This window comes from Pseudomonas sp. TE9122 (assembly GCF_056278925.1).
In genome coordinates, this window is the sequence record NZ_JBWBQI010000001.1 from 3,654,305 (window position 1) to 3,672,349 (window position 18,045).

An 18,045-nucleotide genomic window follows, 5' to 3' on the forward strand; every position below is an offset into this window, starting at 1 on the left:
ACCTAACGACACATCACCAGCATGGTCCGGGTTACAAAGCCTGCGGGATTGAAGCCAAACGGGTATTCATCTTCATCTTTCGCATCATCAGAGCGGGTGATGACCTTGTAGCCCTTACCTTTGCACTCCTTCGCTGCACGCTTCTGGCACCTTTCCCAACCGGAACCCAACCCTGAGCAATCGACCTCGATACCACTGACGCCGCGCACCGCATGGGTTTTCGCGCTGGTGGTGCAACCTGCCAGCGCCAAGACCACCGCAACAACAAATAACTTGTTCATCCACTTCCTTATGCCAGGCAAGCCTGACGACTAATACTCAAGATCAAGCTTAGTCGCGAATAGGCGATTGATCCGATTAAAGAAACAGACCCGCAGGGGAAGCCAATGGTTTCATGCACGCACGTACAAAGACCAAATTGCAGGCACAAAAAAGGGCGACCGAAGTCGCCCTTTTTAATGATCAAGCAGAACTCAGTTCTGTTTGGCCATTGCTTGACGCAGCAGTGCCGCCATAGTGGTGTCAGCTGCTTCGCCTTCCGGAGCTGCTTTCAGGCTCTGGATGGCTTCTTTCTCTTCAGCGTCGTCTTTCGACTTGATCGAGAGCTGGATTACGCGGCTCTTGCGATCAACGCTGATGATCTTGGCTTCAACTTCCTGGCCTTCTTTCAGAACGTTGCGCGCGTCTTCAACGCGGTCACGGCTGATTTCGGAGGCTTTCAGGGTAGCTTCGATGTCGTCGGCCAGAACGATGATGGCGCCTTTGGCGTCAACTTCTTTCACGGTACCGGTCACGATAGCGCCCTTGTCGTTAACCGAGACGTACTCGGAGAACGGATCGCTTTCCAGTTGCTTGATGCCCAGGGAGATGCGCTCGCGCTCTGGGTCAACCGACAGGATGACGGTGTCCAGCTCGTCGCCCTTCTTGAAACGACGTACGGCTTCTTCGCCCACTTCGTTCCAGGAGATGTCGGACAGGTGAACCAGACCGTCGATGCCGCCGTCCAGACCAATGAAGATACCGAAATCGGTGATCGACTTGATGGTGCCGGAGATCTTGTCGCCCTTGTTGAACTGGCCAGAGAAGTCTTCCCATGGGTTCGACTTGCACTGCTTGATGCCCAAGGAGATACGACGACGCTCTTCGTCGATGTCCAGAACCATGACTTCCACTTCGTCGCCGACTTGTACGACTTTCGAAGGGTGGATGTTCTTGTTGGTCCAGTCCATTTCCGAAACGTGCACCAGACCTTCAACGCCTTCTTCCAGCTCAGCGAAGCAGCCGTAGTCGGTCAGGTTGGTAACACGAGCAGTTACGCGAGTGCCTTCTGGGTAACGGGCTTTGATAGCAACCCATGGATCTTCGCCCAGTTGCTTCAGGCCCAGGGAAACACGGTTGCGTTCGCGATCGTATTTCAGAACCTTGACGTCAATCTCGTCACCAACGTTGACGATCTCGGAAGGATGCTTGATGCGCTTCCAGGCCATGTCGGTGATGTGCAGCAGGCCGTCCACGCCACCCAGATCGACGAATGCGCCGTAATCGGTGAGGTTTTTGACGATACCTTTGACTTGCTGGCCTTCCTGCAGGGATTCCAGCAGAGCTTCACGCTCGGCGGAGTTCTCGGCTTCGAGGACGCTGCGACGGGAAACGACAACGTTGTTGCGCTTCTGGTCCAGCTTGATGACCTTGAATTCCAGCTCTTTGCCTTCCAGGTGCGTGGTGTCGCGCACTGGACGGACGTCAACCAGGGAACCTGGCAGGAACGCACGGATGCCGTTAACGTCGACAGTGAAGCCGCCTTTAACCTTACCGTTGATAACGCCCTTGACCACTTCCTCGGCTGCGAAGGCTGCTTCCAGAACGATCCAGCATTCAGCGCGCTTGGCTTTTTCACGGGACAGCTTGGTTTCGCCAAAGCCGTCTTCAACCGAATCCAGAGCAACGTGAACTTCATCACCAACGTTGATGTTCAGTTCGCCAGCATCGTTGTAGAACTGCTCAAGCGGGATGAGTGCTTCAGACTTCAGACCAGCGTGAACGGTTACCCAGCGAGCCTGGTAATCGATATCAACGATAACACCGGTGATGATGGAGCCTGCCTGAAGGTTCAGGGTTTTCAGGCTTTCTTCAAAGAGTTCCGCAAAGCTTTCGCTCATTTTAATTCCTGTAGATGAGGGCGAAGTAAACGCCCATCTCCACACCCCAGACGGTGTGGGTTAGTTTCATTTAAAAGAAGCACCGCAGGACTATGACTGGTCCCCTGCGGCCTTCTTGGTCACCCGGCGATATCGCGAATGGCGATCTCGCTCATGATGCGTTCAAGCACCTGATCGATGGAAAGCTCCGTTGAATCCAGCTGAATCGCGTCGGCCGCCGGCTTGAGCGGGGCTACTGCGCGCTGGGTGTCACGCTCATCGCGTGCACGGATCTCTATCTAGCAGACTCGACAGACTAACACCCTCGACTTTGCCCTTCAACTGCAAATATCGACGGCGCGCCCGCTCCTCGGCACTGGCGGTGAGGAAAATCTTCAGCGGTGCACCCGGAAATACCACCGTGCCCATGTCGCGACCGTCCGCCACCAGACCCGGCGCTTCCTGAAACGCACGCTGGCGCTGCAGCAGCGCCTCGCGTACGGCGGGCAGCGCAGCCACTTGCGAGGCCCCGGAACCGACGCTTTCGGTGCGAATGACATCGCTGACTTCGTCGCCTTCGAGAATGATCCGCTGCAGCTGACCTTCGGTCGCGGCGATGAACTGCACATCCAGATGAGCGGCCAATGTCTTCAGCAGCTCTTCATTGGTCAGGTCGACGCCATGGTTATGCGCAGCAAACGCGAGCAAGCGATAAAGCGCACCGGAATCCAGCAGGTTCCAGCCCAGACGCTTGGCCAGAATCCCGGCGACCGTGCCTTTGCCGGAGCCGCTTGGCCCATCGATGGTGATGACCGGTGCAATGTTTTTCACGACTGTGCCTCTTGTGCCACACGAATGCCGACTTGCCCGCACAGCGCGAGGAAGTTGGGGAACGAGGTCGCGACGTTGGCGCAATCATGGATGCGGATCGGTGCGGTAGCGCGCAACGAGGCAACGCTGAAGGCCATGGCGATACGGTGGTCGCCGTGACCGTGCACTTCACCGCCGCCGATCTGGCCGCCGTCGATGATGATGCCGTCCGGGGTCGGTTCGCACTTGACGCCCAGCGCCAGCAAGCCGTCCGCCATGACCTGAATCCGGTCGGATTCCTTGACTCGCAGCTCTTCGGCGCCGGTCAGCACGGTCCGCCCTTCGGCGCACGCAGCCGCGACGAACAGTACCGGGAATTCGTCGATGGCCAGCGGCACCAGTTCCTCCGGAATCTCGATACCTTTGAGTTTAGCTGCGCGCACGCGCAAGTCAGCCACTGGTTCGCCACCGACCTCACGCTGGTTTTCCAGAGTGATATCGGCACCCATCAGCCGCAGGATGTCGATCACGCCAGTACGGGTCGGATTGATGCCGACGTGCTCAAGCACCAGCTCGGAGCCCTCGGCGATTGAGGCTGCGACCAGGAAGAACGCCGACGACGAGATATCGCCCGGCACTTCGATGTGAGTCGCGGTGAGCTTGCCGCCGGACTCGACCGAAGCCGTGGCGCCGTCGACGCTGACCGGGTAGCCGAAGCCACGCAGCATGCGTTCGGTGTGATCGCGGGTCGGTGCTGGCTCGGTCACCGTGGTCTTGCCTTCAGCATAGAGACCGGCAAGCAGCAGGCAGGATTTCACCTGAGCACTGGCCATCGGCATGGTGTAGGTCAGGCCCTTGAGCTTATGGCCACCGCGAATGGTCATCGGTGGACGACCTTCGGCAGCGGTTTCGATCACGGCGCCCATTTCTCGCAAAGGATTAGCCACGCGATTCATCGGACGCTTGGACAGCGAAGCGTCGCCGGACAAGGTGCTGTCGAAGTTCTGCGCCGCCAGCAGGCCAGAGAGCAGACGCATCGAGGTGCCAGAGTTGCCCAGATAGATTGGGCCCGGCGCAGGTTTCAGGCCGTGCAGGCCGACACCGTGGATGGTAACGCGGCCGTGGTGCGGGCCTTCGATGACCACGCCCATGTCGCGGAATGCCTGCAAGGTCGCCAGGGCGTCTTCGCCCTCAAGGAAGCCTTCGACTTCGGTGACGCCTTCGGCCAGCGAGCCGAGCATGATCGAACGGTGGGAAATCGATTTGTCACCCGGTACGCGAATCCGACCGGACAGGCGGCCACCAGGTTGAGCCAGGAAGATCAGATCGTTGGAATTCATAGCGTCCACATAGGCCCTGCGGGCCAGGATTTTACTGAAATGCTCGCGGGCAACCCGGGCGCGCGTGAAAACGCCCAACAATTGGTGCCCATCCCCTGCATCGACCGCGTCGCGCAAGGCGTCGAGGTCGCTGCGAAATGTATCGAGTGTGCGCAGGACAGCCTCGCGATTGGCGAGGAAGATGTCGTGCCACATCACCGGGTCGCTTCCGGCGATTCTTGTGAAATCGCGAAAACCACCGGCAGCGTAACGGAAGATCTCCAGATTTTCATTGCGCTTGGCCAACGAATCGACCAGACCGAAGGCCAGCAGGTGCGGCAGATGGCTGGTCGCGGCCAGCACTTCATCGTGACGCTCGACCTGCATGTGCTCGACATCGGCGCCCAGTTCGCGCCACAGGCGATCGACCAGCGCCAGCGCGGCAGGATCGGTCTGCTCGAGCGGCGTCAGGATCACCTTGTGCCGGCGGAACAGCTCGGCATTCGAGGCTTCCACCCCGCTCTGCTCGGAACCGGCAATCGGGTGCCCGGGGACGAAGCGCGCCGGCATGCCGCCGAACGCCTCGGTCGCCGCGCGCACCACGTTGCCTTTGGCGCTGCCGACATCCGTAAGAATCGCCTGCCCCAGATCCATGACAGCCAGACGCGCGAGCAGCTTTTCCATGGCCAGAATCGGCACCGCCAGCTGAATCACATCGGCACCGACGCAAGCCGCCGCCAAATCGTCTTCGCAGCGATCAACCACACCCAATTCGACCGCGAGCTTGCGCGATTGCGGGTCGAGATCAACACCGACCACCTCACGGCACAGGCCGCTTTCACGCAAACCCTTGGCAAACGAACCACCGATCAACCCCAGACCGACCACCACAAGGCGACCGATCATAGGTGCAACAGGTTGCAGCGCAGTGACATCAACCACGAGCCAGAACCTTGCGCAGCGCCTCGAGGAAACGGCTGTTTTCCGCCGGCAGACCGATGGTCACCCGCAGGTGGTCCGGCATGCCGTAATTGGCCACCGGACGCACGATCACGCCTTCGCGCAGCAAGCCCTGGAAAATCGGCGCCGCGACCTGGCCGAGATCGACACAGATGAAGTTGCCTTTGGACTCGATCCAGCTCAGTCCCAGCTCACGGAAACCCGCCTGCAACTGCTGCATGCCGGCTTCGTTGAGCTGACGGCTTTGCGCCAGATATTCCTCGTCTTTCAGCGCCGCACACGCCGCCGCCAAGGCGAGGCTGTTGACATTGAACGGCTGGCGAACGCGGTTCAGCACGTCTGCCACCACAGGCGTCGACAAGCCATAACCGACGCGCAGCGCGGCCAGACCATAGGCCTTGGAGAAGGTGCGCGACACCAGCAGGTTCGGGTACGCCGCGAGGAAGTCGAGACCGTCCGGCAAATCGCTGCCTTCGGCGTACTCGATGTAAGCCTCGTCGAGGACTACCAGCACATGCTCGGGAACGTCCTGCAGGAATTCGTCCAGCGCTTCGGCGCCGAACCAGGTACCGGTCGGGTTGTTCGGGTTGGCGATGAACACCACGCGGGTGTTGGCATCGATGGCCGCAAGCATCGCCGGCAGGTCATGGCCCCAGTCTTTGGCTGGAACGACTTTGGCCTGCGCACCGACAGCTTGGGTAGCAATCGGATACACAGCGAATGCATGTTCGCTGAATACCGCGTTCAGGCCCGGCGCCAGATAGGCACGGGCGACCAGCTCAAGAATGTCGTTGGAGCCGTTGCCCAGCGTGACCTGATTCAGCTCGACACGGCACTGCTCGGCAAGCAGAGACTTCAGGGCGAAACCATTGCCGTCCGGGTAGCGGGTCAGCTCGGCCAGCTCTTCGCGGATCGCCGCCAATGCCTTCGGGCTGGCGCCCAATGGGTTTTCGTTGCTCGCAAGTTTGACGATTTTTGCCGGATCCAGATCCAGCTCGCGCGCCAGTTCGTCCACAGGCTTGCCCGGAACGTACGGCGAAAGTTGTTGCACGCCCGGCTGTGCCAGAGCGAGGAAGTTGCCACTCATTTGCTACCGCCCCTTAGAGAACTGCTTTCGGGTAGGAACCCAGCACTTTGAGTGCTACTGCTTCCTGACTGATCTTTTCCAGCACACCTTTGATCAACGGATCACGGTGGTGGCCGACAAAGTCGATGAAGAACACGTAGGTCCATTTGCCGCTGCGCGACGGACGGGTTTCGATGCGGGTCAGGTCGATGCCATTGTCGTGGAACGGCACCAGCAGCTCATGGAGCGCGCCGGGCTTGTTGCTCATCGACACGATGATCGAGGTCTTGTCGTCGCCGGTCGGCGGCACTTCCTGGTTACCGATCATCAGGAAGCGGGTCGAGTTGTCCGGGCGATCTTCGATCTTCTCGGCCAGACGCGTCAGGCCATACAGCCCTGCCGCCATGTCGCCAGCGATCGCTGCCGAATTCCACTCACCCTTGACCCGTTTGGCCGCTTCGGCGTTGCTCGACACCGCGACGCGTTCGACATTCGGGTAATGCGCGTCCAGCCACTTGCGGCACTGGGCCAGCGACTGCGCGTGGGAATAGATGCGACTGATGCTGTCGGTCTTGGTGTTTTCGCCGACCAGCAGATGATGGTGGATGCGCAGCTCGACTTCGCCACAGATCACCATGTCGTGCTCGAGGAAGCTGTCCAGCGTGTGGTTGACCGCGCCTTCGGTGGAGTTTTCCACCGGCACCACGCCGAAATTCACCGCACCGGCGGCGACTTCGCGGAACACTTCGTCGATTGCCGCCATCGGCTTGCTGATCACAGCGTGGCCGAAGTGTTTCATCGCTGCCGCTTGGGTGAACGTACCTTCAGGGCCGAGATACGCCACTTTCAGCGGCTGCTCCAGCGCCAGGCACGACGACATGATTTCGCGGAACAGCCGCGCCATTTCTTCGTTGCCCAGTGGCCCCTGGTTGCGCTCCATCACGCGCTTGAGCACCTGAGCTTCGCGCTCGGGACGATAGAACACCGGCACTTCGCCTTCGGCCAGCGAGGCCATCTTCACGCGGGCGACTTCCTGGGCGCAACGCGCACGCTCACTGATCAGCTCCAGAACTTTGGTGTCCAGAGCGTCGATGCGAACGCGCAGTGCCTTGAGTTCTTGCTCGGACATCAGCCGTGTTCCTTCTCGAATTCCGCCATGTACGCCACCAGCGCGTTGACCGCAGTGATGTCGACGGCGTTGTAGATGGAGGCGCGCATGCCGCCCACCGAGCGGTGGCCCTTGAGATTGAGCAGGCCGCGCTCGTCGGCACCGGCGAGGAACGGCTTGTCCAGACGATCATCAGCCAGACGGAACGGAACGTTCATCCACGAGCGATCCGACTTGTTGATCGGGTTGCTGTAGAGGCCACTGGCGTCGATGAAGTCGTACAGGGTGCGCTGCTTGACGTCGTTGAGCCTGGCGATCGCTTCGACGCCGCCCTGCTCTTTCAGCCACTGGAACACCAGACCGGACAAGTACCAGGCGAGGGTCGGCGGGGTGTTGTACATCGAGCCGTTATCGGCCGCGACCTTGTAATTAAGCATGGTCGGGCACAGCGAGCGCGCTTTGCCGAGCAGGTCTTCGCGGATGATGTTGACGACGATGCCGCTCGGGCCGATGTTTTTCTGCGCGCCAGCGTAGATCATGCCGAAACGCGAAATATCGACCGGGCGCGAGAGGATGTCCGAAGACATGTCCGCCACCAGCGGTACGTCACCGGTTTGCGGGATCCACTGAAATTCCAGACCGCCGATGGTTTCGTTCGGCGCGTAGTGAACGTACGCGGCGTCTTTCGACAGGTTCCACTCGTTCTGGGCTGGGATGGCGAAATAGTCGTAAGGCTTGGCAGTGGCAGCAACGTTGACGTGGCCATAGCGCGAGGCTTCTTCGATGGCTTTCTGCGACCAGATACCGGTGTCGATGTAGTCGGCCGAGCCGCCTTCAGGCAACAGGTTCAACGGGATCTGCGCAAACTGCTGGCTGGCGCCGCCTTGCAGAAACAGCACTTTGTAGTTCGACGGGATATTCAGCAGGTCACGCAGATCCTGCTCGGCCTGGGTGGCAATGGACACGAACTCATCGCTCCGATGGCTCATTTCCATGACCGACAGACCCTTGCCGTGCCAATCAAGGAGTTCACCCTGGGCGCGCTGCAGGACAGCTTCAGGCAGCGCCGCCGGACCGGCGCAGAAGTTATAGGCTCGCTTGCTCACATCCAATCTCGCTCTGATTTGGTGGTATCACGCAATAAATCACACTACCGATCAACATGGCCCTGTGGGAGCGAGCCTGCTCGCGAATGCATCACCGCGGTGCTTCAGAGGTACCGCAGCGCCTGCTTTCGCGAGCAGGCTCGCTCCCACAGGGGATCTCCATGATGTCGAAAATTCATACCGGACAAATAACAAGGGGGCGAATTCTCATCCGCCCCCTCGTTTGTCCGCTTATTCCTGCGGTTCTTCGTCTGCTGCGGCGTCGAGTTGCTGGTCTTCACCTGCTTCGTCGATACCGACGGTGCCTGCGATTTCCTCGCCCTCTTCACCTTCGAGCTCTTCGCCTTCGATTTCCGAAGGCTCCTGAACCCGTTCCAGGCCGACCAGGGTTTCATCCTTGGCCAGCTTGATCAGCGTCACGCCCTGAGTATTACGGCCCAGGCTCGACACTTCGCCGACACGGGTACGCACCAGGGTGCCCTGATCGGAGATCAGCATGATTTCTTCGCCGTCGAGCACCTGTACCGCGCCGACCAGACGGCCGTTACGCTCGTTGCTGACCATGGCGATCACGCCCTGACCGCCACGCTTGTACTCAGGGAACTCGGTGATCGCGGTGCGCTTGCCATAACCACGCTCGGAAGCGGTGAGGATCTGGCTGCCTTCTTCCGGGATCAGCATGGAAATCAGCTTCTGCCCTTCCGGCAGACGCATGCCGCGTACGCCGCGAGCGGTGCGGCCCATGGCACGCACGTCGGACTCTTTGAAACGGGTGACCTTGCCGCCGTCGGAGAACAGCATCACTTCGCGCTCGCCATCGGTGATAGCTGCAGAGATCAGCACGTCGCCTTCGTCCAGCTCCAGCGCGATCAGACCGACGCTGCGCTGACGACTGAAGGATTCCAGCGGGGTCTTCTTCACGGTGCCGTTGGCGGTGGCCATGAAGATGTAGTGACCTTCGGTGTATTCCTCGACCGGCAGCATGGTGGTGATGTATTCACCATCATCCAGCGGCAACAGGTTGACCAGCGGACGACCACGGGCCGCGCGGGATGCTTCCGGAATTTCGTAGGTCTTGAGCCAGTACACCTTGCCCTTGCTGGAGAACAGCAGCAGCGTGGTGTGGCTGTTGGCAACCAGCAGGTGAGCGATGTAGTCCTCGTCCTTGACGCCGGTGGCCGATTTGCCTTTGCCGCCACGACGCTGAGCCTGGTAAGCAGCCAGCGGCTGGGTCTTGGCGTAGCCACCGTGGGAGATGGTCACGACGCGCTCTTCTTCCGGGATCATGTCACCCAGGGTCAGGTCGAGACGGGCATCGAGAATTTCGGTGCGACGCACGTCGCCGTATTCGGCGCGGATCACTTCCAGTTCTTCGCGGATCACTTCCATCAGGCGCACGGCGCTGTTGAGGATGCGGATCAGCTCGCCGATCTGGTTGAGGATCTCCTGGTACTCGGCCAGCAGCTTCTCATGCTCCAGACCGGTCAGGCGGTGCAGGCGCAATTCCAGAATCGCTTGCGCCTGTTCTGGCGAGAGGAAGTACTTGCCTTCGCGCAGACCGTATTGCGGATCGAGATTTTCCGGACGGCACGAATCGGCACCGGCACGTTCAACCATCGCCACCACAGCCGAGGATTCCCAAGGCGTGCTGATCAGCGCTTCCTTGGCTTCCGACGGCGTTGGCGAAGCCTTGATCAGGGCGATCACCGGGTCGATGTTCGACAGGGCAACGGCCTGGCCTTCGAGAATGTGCCCACGCTCGCGCGCCTTGCGCAGTTCGAACACGGTACGACGGGTGACCACTTCGCGACGGTGACGGACGAAGGCTTCCAGCAGATCCTTGAGGTTGAGGATGCGTGGGCGGCCGTCGATCAGCGCGACGATGTTGATACCGAACACCGATTGCAGCTGGGTCTGGGCGTAGAGGTTGTTGAGGATCACCTCAGGCACTTCGCCGCGACGCAGTTCGATCACGACACGCATACCGTCCTTGTCGGACTCGTCGCGCAGCTCGGTGATGCCTTCGAGCTTCTTCTCTTTGACCAGCTCGGCGATCTTCTCGATCAGACGCGCCTTGTTCAGCTGGTAAGGCAGCTCGGTGATGACGATCTGCTGACGGCCACCGACCTTGTCGATGTCTTCGATGATCGAGCGGGCACGCATGTAAATGCGCCCGCGACCGGTGCGGTAGGCTTCAATGATGCCGGCACGACCGTTGATGATCGCGGCCGTCGGGAAGTCCGGACCGGGAATGTATTGCATCAGCTCATCGACGGTCAGCTCGGGATTGTCGATGAGGGCCAGGCAACCGTCGATGACTTCACCGAGGTTGTGCGGCGGAATGTTGGTCGCCATGCCCACGGCGATACCGCTGGAACCGTTGACCAGCAGGTTCGGTACACGGGTCGGCATGACCGCCGGGATCAGTTCGGTGCCGTCGTAGTTCGGCACCCAGTCCACGGTTTCCTTGTGCAGGTCAGCCAGCAGCTCGTGCGCCAGCTTGGTCATGCGCACTTCGGTGTATCGCATGGCCGCAGCGTTGTCGCCGTCGACCGACCCGAAGTTGCCCTGGCCGTCGACCAGCAGGTAGCGCAGGGAGAAAGGCTGGGCCATACGAACGATGGTGTCGTATACGGCAGTGTCACCGTGCGGGTGATACTTACCGATCACGTCGCCGACGACACGGGCAGATTTCTTGTACGGCTTGTTGTAGTCGTTGCCCAGCTCGCTCATCGCGAACAGTACGCGACGGTGCACGGGCTTGAGGCCATCGCGCGCATCCGGCAGTGCACGGCCGACGATCACGCTCATTGCGTAGTCGAGGTAGGACTGTTTCAGCTCGTCTTCGATATTGACCGGGAGGATTTCTTTGGCCAGTTCGCCCATGAGAAGCCTGATTCCTTTTTCTGGTGAAACTTCGTCATATCCATGTGGGAGCAACGAAGCTCGTCGGGGCCGGCCGAGTGCCATGCGCCGACTTACGACAAATCAACATTGGATCGCGGATTTGCGCAGTAAAGACAGCTCCGTGGAGCCGCCTCGGAAAACGCCGGATGTTATCACAAAGGCCGCCACGCACCTATCCCCCAGATGCGCATGGAGCATAGTTAGTTGACCGATGACAGGCTTGAGGGGGACGAGAGAGGCTCAGAGCTTGGTTGAATGTGAAATCGGGGTCTGAATTAGCGATGTTTATTGACATTACCGACCTCTTCGCGAGCAGGCTCGCTCCCACACAGGCCAGTGGCGTTCACAAAACCTGTGGGAGCGAGCCTGCTCGCGAATGGCTCAACACAACACCAAAGCCTGTCAATGCAGGCGCTTGCGACACATCAGCAGGGCCATTTTCGCGGTGTCCGGGCGCTCGACGATGCCTTTCTCGGTGACGATCGCATCGATCAGGTCCGCCGGGGTGACATCAAACACCGGGTTGAACGCTTCAACATCGGCACCGACGCGTTTACCGCCGACTTCCAGCAACTCGGCGCCATCACGCTCTTCGATCGGGATGTCATCGCCGCTGGCGAGGTTCATGTCGATGGTCGAACTTGGTGCCACGACCATGAAGCGCACGCCGTGGTGCATGGCATTGACTGCCAGTTGATAGGTGCCGATCTTGTTCGCCACGTCGCCATTGGCGGTGATGCGGTCGGCGCCGACGATCACCCAGGTCACGCCTTTGGTTTTCATGATGTGCGCGGCGGCGGAGTCGGCATTCAGGGTCACCGGGATGCCTTCGTTGGCCAGTTCCCACGCGGTCAGCCGCGAGCCCTGCAGCCACGGCCGGGTCTCGTCGGCATAGACGCGTTCGACCATGCCTTCTATATAAGCCGCGCGGATCACTCCCAGCGCAGTTCCGAACCCACCGGTGGCCAGCGCGCCGGTGTTGCAGTGGGTCAGGATGGCTTGAGCGTTGCCCTGATGCTTGCGAATCAGATCGACGCCAAGCTGCGCCATGGTCAGGTTGGCCTCGCGGTCGCTTTCATGAATGGCGATAGCTTCGGCTTCCAGCGCCGCCAGCGGATCGGCGTTGCTTTTCAGCCGATCCAGGCGATCGTGCATGCGACCCAGCGCCCAGAACAGATTGACCGCGGTCGGACGCGAATCGGCCAGCAGAGCGAAATCCTCTTCCAGCGCCGCGTACCAGTCGCCGCCCTCGGCAATCCGCGCCCGCGCCGCGAGGACGATGCCATAGGCCGCACTGATGCCAATAGCCGGCGCGCCACGCACGACCATCGAGCGAATCGCCTCGGCCACGCCGGCGGCGCTGGTGTAGGCGATCCAGGTTTCCTCGAACGGCAAAATACGCTGATCCAGCAGGTGCAGCGCGCCATCACGCCAATCGATGGCCTTCACTTTCTCCGCAGCCAACAGTCGATCGCGCATCCCACACCCCGCACTCATGAACAAAAGCCGCCGATTATAGCGATCCCCCCGCGAAGACGCTCGGGTATACTTCGCCATCCTTTACAAAAGCACTGGAACCGACCCTCGATGCCGAAACCTGCCATTGCGCTCGACCTGTTATTGCTGCCGACCTGGCTGGTCCCCGTCGAACCTGCAGGCGTGGTGCTCAAGGAGCACGGCCTGGGCATCCGTGACGGTTGCATCGTGTTTATCGGCCCGCGCGCCGAAGCGTTGAAGTGTAACGCGACAGAAATCCGTGAACTGCCGGATGTTCTGTTGGCGCCGGGACTGATCAATGCCCACGGCCACGCGGCGATGACACTGTTCCGTGGCCTGGCTGACGATCTGCCGCTGATGACCTGGCTGGAAAACCACATCTGGCCGGCCGAAGGCAAATGGGTCGATGAGGACTTCGTCCGCGACGGCACCGATCTGGCCATCGCCGAGCAGATCAAGGGCGGCATCACCTGCTTCTCTGACATGTATTTCTTCCCGAAAGTCGCCAGCGAGCGCGTACACAACAGCGGTATCCGCGCGCAGATCGCCATTCCGATCCTCGATTTCCCGATCCCCGGCGCCAGCAGTGCCGACGAAGCCATTCGTCAGGGCGTCGAATTGTTCGGGGATCTCAAGCATCACGAACGCATCAAGATTACTTTCGGCCCTCACGCACCCTACACCGTTGGTGATGAGAACCTGGAGAAAATCAGGGTGATCGCCGAGGAGCTTGACGCCTCGATCCATATGCATGTGCATGAAACCGCATTCGAAGTCCAGCAGGCCGTCGAGCAGACCGGCGAACGGCCACTGACGCGCCTGGGCCGCCTTGGCCTGCTCGGCCCGCGCTTCCAGGCGGTGCACATGACCCAGATCAGCGATGACGACCTCACGCTGCTGGTAGAAAGCAACAGCAGCGTGATCCACTGCCCGGAATCCAACCTCAAACTGGCCAGCGGCTTCTGCCCGGTCGAACGTTTGTGGCAGGCTGGGGTGAACGTTGCCGTCGGCACCGATGGCGCGGCGAGCAACAATGATCTGGATCTGCTCGGCGAAACCCGCACCGCCGCCCTGCTGGCCAAAGCTGTGGCCGGTTCTGCCACAGCGCTGGACGCTCATCGCGCCTTGCGCATGGCCACTCTCAATGGCGCCCGTGCGCTGGGGATCGAGGCGCAGGTCGGCTCGCTGGAGATCGGCAAAGCCGCAGACATCGTCGCTTTCGACCTGTCCGGCCTGGCGCAGCAACCGGTGTATGACCCGGTGTCGCAGCTGATCTATGCGACCGGGCGTGATTGCGTGAAACACCTGTGGGTTGCCGGCAAGCAACTGCTCGACGACCGGCGCCTGACCCGCATGGACGAACAACAGCTGGGCGAGACCGCCCGCCACTGGGGCCAGCGCATCAGCGGCCACACCGAATCGTAAACACCGCGGCGCAATATCCGCGGCTACAGCCTTTTTCAAGTTTTAGAGGATTTAACATGAGCAACGTCGACCACGCCGAAATCGCCAAATTCGAGGCCCTTGCCCATCGCTGGTGGGACCGTGAAAGCGAATTCAAGCCGCTGCACGACATCAACCCGCTGCGGGTCAACTGGATCGACGAACGAGTCAATCTGGCCGGCAAGAAAGTCCTCGACGTCGGTTGCGGCGGCGGCATCCTCAGCGAAGCCATGGCTCAGCGCGGCGCCACCGTGATGGGCATCGACATGGGCGAAGCGCCGCTGGCGGTTGCACAACTGCATCAGCTGGAATCCGGGGTCAGCGTCGAATACCGGCAGATCACCGCCGAAGCCCTCGCCGACGAAATGCCCGAGCAGTTTGATGTGGTCACCTGCCTGGAAATGCTCGAGCACGTGCCGGATCCATCGTCGGTGATCCGCGCCTGTTTCCGTATGGTCAAGCCGGGCGGCCAGGTGTTCTTCTCGACCATCAACCGCAACCCGAAGGCGTATCTGTTCGCGATCATCGGCGCCGAATACATCATGAAGCTGCTGCCGCGCGGCACCCACGACTTCAAGAAATTCATCCGCCCCTCCGAGCTCGGCGCGTGGAGCCGCATGGCTGGCCTGACCGTCAAGGACATCATCGGCCTGACCTACAACCCGCTGACCAAGCACTACAAGCTGGCCAACGACGTTGACGTCAACTACATGATCCAGACCCTGCGCGAGGAATAAGCCGATGGCCATCAGAGCGGTACTTTTCGACATGGACGGCACCCTGCTCGACACCGCGCCGGACTTCATCGCCATCTGCCAGGCGATGCGCGTCGATCGCGGTCTGCCGCCGATCAACGACAAGCATATCCGCGACGAAATTTCCGGCGGCGCCAAGGCCATGGTCGCGGTGACGTTCTCGATAGATCCGGAATCGCCGGGCTTTGAGGAGCTGCGTCTGGAGTTTCTCGAGCGCTATCTGGTCGGCTGCGCAGTGCACAGCAAGCTGTTCGACGGCATGGGCGAACTGCTCGCTGACATCGAAAAGGCCAACCTGATCTGGGGCGTGGTCACCAACAAACCGTTGCGTTTCGCCGAGCCGATCATGCAGCGTTTGGGGCTGGCCGAGCGTTCGGCGCTGCTGATCTGCCCGGATCATGTGAAGAACAGCAAGCCGGATCCGGAGCCGCTGATCCTCGCCTGCAAAATGCTTGATCTGGATCCGTCGACCGTGCTGTTTATCGGCGATGATCTGCGCGATATCGAATCGGGCCGCGATGCCGGGACCAAGACCGCTGCGGTGACTTACGGCTATATCCACCCGGACGACAACCCACGGCACTGGGGCGCGGACGTTGTGGTAGATCACCCGCTGGAGTTGCGCAAGGTGCTCGACAGCGCGCTGTGCAGCTGCTGACCTGACTGTTGCAAATTCCCTGTGTGGCGAGGGGATTTATCCCCGCTGGGCTGCGAAGCGGCCCCCGCTTTTATCCAGGCGATGTGACACACAGGTTTCGCGACGGCTTCGCCGCCGAACGGGGATAAATCCCCTCGCCACTGGGTGAAGCAGGTCTTCATGAAATGGACTATGAGGTTTTTATGTTTGATTACACCGCTCGCCCTGAATTGCTCAAGGATCGGGTCATTCTGGTCACCGGTGCCGGCCGTGGCATCGGCGCGGCTGCGGCGAAGACCTATGCCGCACACGGCGCCACTGTGCTGCTGCTGGGCAAGACCGAAGCCAATCTGACGGAGGTCTACGACGAAATCGAGGCTGCCGGTCATCCGCAACCAGCGGTGATCCCGTTCAACCTCGAGACCGCCCTGCCCCATCAGTACGATGAGCTGGCGGCGATGATCGAAACCGAGTTCGGCCACCTCGACGGCCTGCTGCACAACGCTTCGATCATCGGCCCGCGCACGCCGATCGAGCAACTGTCCGGCGAAAACTTCATGCGTGTCATGCAGGTCAACGTCAACGCGATGTTCATGTTGACCAGCACCCTGCTGCCGTTGCTCAAGCTGTCCCAGGATGCTTCGGTGGTGTTCACCTCCAGCAGCGTCGGGCGCAAGGGTCGCGCATACTGGGGCGCCTACGGTGTGTCGAAATTTGCCACCGAGGGCCTGATGCAAACCCTGGCCGATGAAGTGGAAGGCGTTGCGCCGGTACGCTCCAACAGCATCAACCCGGGCGGCACGCGCACCAGCATGCGCGCGCAGGCGTATCCGGGGGAAAATCCGCTGAACAACCCGACACCGGAAGAGATCATGCCTGTGTATCTGTACCTGATGGGCCCCGACAGCGCAGGCGTTAATGGCCAGGCGTTCAACGCCCAATAACGCCATACGTCGCATTTGTTGCCGCGGCAGAATGCTGTCGCGGCAAGCCATTGCCGCTCATAACCGTCACACAGCCGCCAAAAACCCAGCGCGGCTGCTTGGCATTCGCCAGCAAGTCATTGATTCGAAAAGCTTTAAATAAAATCGAACCGAATGGCACGCCTTTCGCTCTAAATTCCCTCAAAACATGCCGTGTGATGGCCATGGGGCAAACGCCGATTTCGATAGCTGACTGATCGTCTTGCGGCAGACTAAACTTACGCCAAACGTCCTACGGGACTGATGGATCAGTACGACGCGCAGCCCATAGCCGCTCTCACCCAGCCTGTAAGACAGACTTACTGCTTAGGGGCTCACGCCATATGAAATCTCCTTCCCAGACCCATGCAATTGACTTTGACAGTGCCAAATTGCAGCGCCTGGGCTTCGGTCAACTACCGGCGCTGATCGAGCGCCCGACCAGCCTGGCGCAACTGCGTCAGCAAATGAGCCTGCAACTGCAAACCAGCCTTGAGCCACAGCGCATCCTTGGCCTGTTCTTTCGCGAAATTCAACGCCTGGTGCCGCTGGACGCGCTCAGCTATGTGCATCAGGCCAGTGACTTGCGCCTGGAGTTCGGCACACGCGGCCACCACTCGGTCAGCTACACCCTGAGCCACGAAGGCGAGCACATGGGCGAGCTGGTCTTCCGCCGCAATCAGCGTTTCAACAACAAGGAACAGGGCGACCTCGAGTCGCTGCTGTCCTGCCTGCTGTACCCGATGCGCAACGCCCTGCTCTATCGCGCCGCGACCCAGAGTGCCTTGCGCGACCCGTTGACCGGTGCTGGCAACCGGGTAGCCATGGAGCAGACCTTGCAGCGCGAGATCGACATGTCGCGCCGCCATGCGCAACCGCTGTCGGTGCTGATGCTCGATATCGACCACTTCAAACGCGTCAATGATGACCACGGGCATGGCGCCGGTGATGACGTGCTCAGAGCCATTGCCGCGTCGATCAAGGCGCAACTGCGCAATGTCGACATGGTGTTCCGTTATGGCGGCGAAGAGTTTCTGATCCTGCTGTCCAACACCGGTCGCGAAGCGGCGGCGATGGTCGGCGAGCGTTTGCGCCAGGCGACGCAGTCAGAGGAATATTTTGCCGATGGCCAGTTGATCGAGATCACCGTGAGCCTGGGATGCTCGACGTTGTTGCCGGGCGAGTCGGCAGACAGCTTGCTGCGCCGGGCCGACAGTGCGTTATATGTCGCAAAGCGCGAGGGGCGGAACCGGCTGGCGATGGCCGGCTAAAAATCATTGTGGGAGCGAGCCTGCTCGCGAAGAGGGAGGGTCAGACAACGATTCGTTGAATGACCC

At 60.5% G+C, this 18,045-nt stretch carries 14 protein-coding genes and 1 pseudogene; 5 read left to right on the forward strand and 10 right to left on the reverse strand.

Going from position 1 to position 18,045, the window contains the following annotated elements; translation table 11 throughout:
• Positions 1–2: 2 nt before the first annotated feature.
• The 9 genes and pseudogenes from ACZ9BE_RS16400 to mtnA form a co-directional block, all read right to left on the reverse strand.
• The gene (locus tag ACZ9BE_RS16400) at positions 3–281 is read right to left on the reverse strand and encodes a hypothetical protein (protein WP_236168429.1); all 279 of its coding nucleotides are present in this window, start codon (positions 279–281) and stop codon (positions 3–5) included.
• A 192-nt stretch (positions 282–473) separates the two neighbouring features.
• A complete protein-coding gene (gene rpsA, locus ACZ9BE_RS16405; protein WP_016770920.1) occupies positions 474–2,159 on the reverse strand; it encodes a 30S ribosomal protein S1 in 1,686 nt (561 codons plus the stop codon).
• A gap of 119 nt (positions 2,160–2,278) precedes the next feature.
• A pseudogene (gene cmk, locus ACZ9BE_RS16410) lies at positions 2,279–2,969 on the reverse strand ((d)CMP kinase).
• A complete protein-coding gene (locus ACZ9BE_RS16415) occupies positions 2,966–5,173 on the reverse strand; it encodes a bifunctional prephenate dehydrogenase/3-phosphoshikimate 1-carboxyvinyltransferase (protein ID WP_476250139.1) in 2,208 nt (735 codons plus the stop codon). Before ACZ9BE_RS16415 ends, cmk begins: the two are co-directional and overlap by 4 nt.
• A 28-nt stretch (positions 5,174–5,201) precedes the next feature.
• Positions 5,202–6,314: a histidinol-phosphate transaminase gene (gene hisC / locus ACZ9BE_RS16420; RefSeq protein WP_310217594.1), complete on the reverse strand. Its 1,113-nt coding sequence runs from the start codon at positions 6,312–6,314 to the stop codon at positions 5,202–5,204.
• Positions 6,315–6,327: 13 nt separating this feature from the next.
• Positions 6,328–7,422: a prephenate dehydratase gene (gene pheA, locus ACZ9BE_RS16425; protein ID WP_016770924.1), complete on the reverse strand. Its 1,095-nt coding sequence runs from the start codon at positions 7,420–7,422 to the stop codon at positions 6,328–6,330.
• Positions 7,422–8,507, reverse strand: a complete 1,086-nt coding sequence (serC, locus tag ACZ9BE_RS16430; RefSeq protein WP_095182242.1) for a 3-phosphoserine/phosphohydroxythreonine transaminase — start codon at positions 8,505–8,507, stop codon at positions 7,422–7,424. The genes pheA and serC overlap by 1 nt, the downstream gene beginning before the upstream one ends.
• 231 nt (positions 8,508–8,738) lie before the next feature.
• Positions 8,739–11,393, reverse strand: coding sequence for a DNA gyrase subunit A (gene gyrA, locus ACZ9BE_RS16435; protein WP_252868066.1), 2,655 nt, complete (start codon positions 11,391–11,393; stop codon positions 8,739–8,741).
• Between the two features lie 423 nt (positions 11,394–11,816).
• The gene (mtnA, locus tag ACZ9BE_RS16440) at positions 11,817–12,893 is read right to left on the reverse strand and encodes an S-methyl-5-thioribose-1-phosphate isomerase (protein ID WP_056788343.1); all 1,077 of its coding nucleotides are present in this window, start codon (positions 12,891–12,893) and stop codon (positions 11,817–11,819) included.
• Positions 12,894–13,001: 108 nt separating this feature from the next.
• Here mtnA and ACZ9BE_RS16445 point away from each other — a divergent pair, with 108 nt between their 5' ends.
• The 4 genes from ACZ9BE_RS16445 to ACZ9BE_RS16460 all read left to right on the forward strand — a co-directional run bounded on the left by ACZ9BE_RS16445 (position 13,002) and on the right by ACZ9BE_RS16460 (position 16,690).
• Positions 13,002–14,336, forward strand: coding sequence for a TRZ/ATZ family hydrolase (locus ACZ9BE_RS16445; protein WP_252868067.1), 1,335 nt, complete (start codon positions 13,002–13,004; stop codon positions 14,334–14,336).
• A gap of 56 nt (positions 14,337–14,392) precedes the next feature.
• Positions 14,393–15,091 carry a bifunctional 2-polyprenyl-6-hydroxyphenol methylase/3-demethylubiquinol 3-O-methyltransferase UbiG gene (gene ubiG, locus ACZ9BE_RS16450; protein ID WP_024013875.1) on the forward strand — a complete coding sequence of 233 codons (699 nt, stop codon included), beginning with the start codon at positions 14,393–14,395 and terminating at the stop codon, positions 15,089–15,091.
• 4 nt (positions 15,092–15,095) lie between these two features.
• A complete protein-coding gene (mupP, locus tag ACZ9BE_RS16455) occupies positions 15,096–15,767 on the forward strand; it encodes an N-acetylmuramic acid 6-phosphate phosphatase MupP (RefSeq protein WP_476249699.1) in 672 nt (223 codons plus the stop codon).
• A 182-nt stretch (positions 15,768–15,949) separates the two neighbouring features.
• On the forward strand, positions 15,950–16,690 hold the full coding sequence (locus ACZ9BE_RS16460; RefSeq protein WP_024013876.1) for a YciK family oxidoreductase: 741 nt from the start codon (positions 15,950–15,952) through the stop codon (positions 16,688–16,690).
• Here the strand turns inward: ACZ9BE_RS16460 and ACZ9BE_RS16465 are convergent.
• Complete coding sequence (locus ACZ9BE_RS16465) at positions 16,677–16,895, reverse strand: hypothetical protein (RefSeq protein ID WP_156388199.1); 219 nt, start codon at positions 16,893–16,895, stop codon at positions 16,677–16,679. The two genes, ACZ9BE_RS16460 and ACZ9BE_RS16465, sit on opposite strands and share 14 nt — an antisense overlap.
• Before the next feature lie 157 nt (positions 16,896–17,052).
• Here ACZ9BE_RS16465 and ACZ9BE_RS16470 point away from each other — a divergent pair, with 157 nt between their 5' ends.
• Complete coding sequence (locus tag ACZ9BE_RS16470; RefSeq protein ID WP_150742552.1) at positions 17,053–17,979, forward strand: GGDEF domain-containing protein; 927 nt, start codon at positions 17,053–17,055, stop codon at positions 17,977–17,979.
• Positions 17,980–18,045: the final 66 nt, after the last annotated feature.

Coding starts and splice junctions, on each gene's coding strand:
- ACZ9BE_RS16400 (WP_236168429.1), bottom strand. CDS start 281: ATGAACAAGTTATTTGTTGTTGCGGTGGTCTTGGCGCTGGCAGGTTGC.
- rpsA (WP_016770920.1), bottom strand. CDS start 2,159: ATGAGCGAAAGCTTTGCGGAACTCTTTGAAGAAAGCCTGAAAACCCTG.
- ACZ9BE_RS16415 (WP_476250139.1), bottom strand. CDS start 5,173: ATGATCGGTCGCCTTGTGGTGGTCGGTCTGGGGTTGATCGGTGGTTCG.
- hisC (WP_310217594.1), bottom strand. CDS start 6,314: ATGAGTGGCAACTTCCTCGCTCTGGCACAGCCGGGCGTGCAACAACTT.
- pheA (WP_016770924.1), bottom strand. CDS start 7,422: ATGTCCGAGCAAGAACTCAAGGCACTGCGCGTTCGCATCGACGCTCTG.
- gyrA (WP_252868066.1), bottom strand. CDS start 11,393: ATGGGCGAACTGGCCAAAGAAATCCTCCCGGTCAATATCGAAGACGAG.
- mtnA (WP_056788343.1), bottom strand. CDS start 12,893: ATGCGCGATCGACTGTTGGCTGCGGAGAAAGTGAAGGCCATCGATTGG.
- ACZ9BE_RS16445 (WP_252868067.1), top strand. CDS start 13,002: ATGCCGAAACCTGCCATTGCGCTCGACCTGTTATTGCTGCCGACCTGG.
- ubiG (WP_024013875.1), top strand. CDS start 14,393: ATGAGCAACGTCGACCACGCCGAAATCGCCAAATTCGAGGCCCTTGCC.
- mupP (WP_476249699.1), top strand. CDS start 15,096: ATGGCCATCAGAGCGGTACTTTTCGACATGGACGGCACCCTGCTCGAC.
- ACZ9BE_RS16460 (WP_024013876.1), top strand. CDS start 15,950: ATGTTTGATTACACCGCTCGCCCTGAATTGCTCAAGGATCGGGTCATT.
- ACZ9BE_RS16465 (WP_156388199.1), bottom strand. CDS start 16,895: ATGGCCATCACACGGCATGTTTTGAGGGAATTTAGAGCGAAAGGCGTG.
- ACZ9BE_RS16470 (WP_150742552.1), top strand. CDS start 17,053: ATGAAATCTCCTTCCCAGACCCATGCAATTGACTTTGACAGTGCCAAA.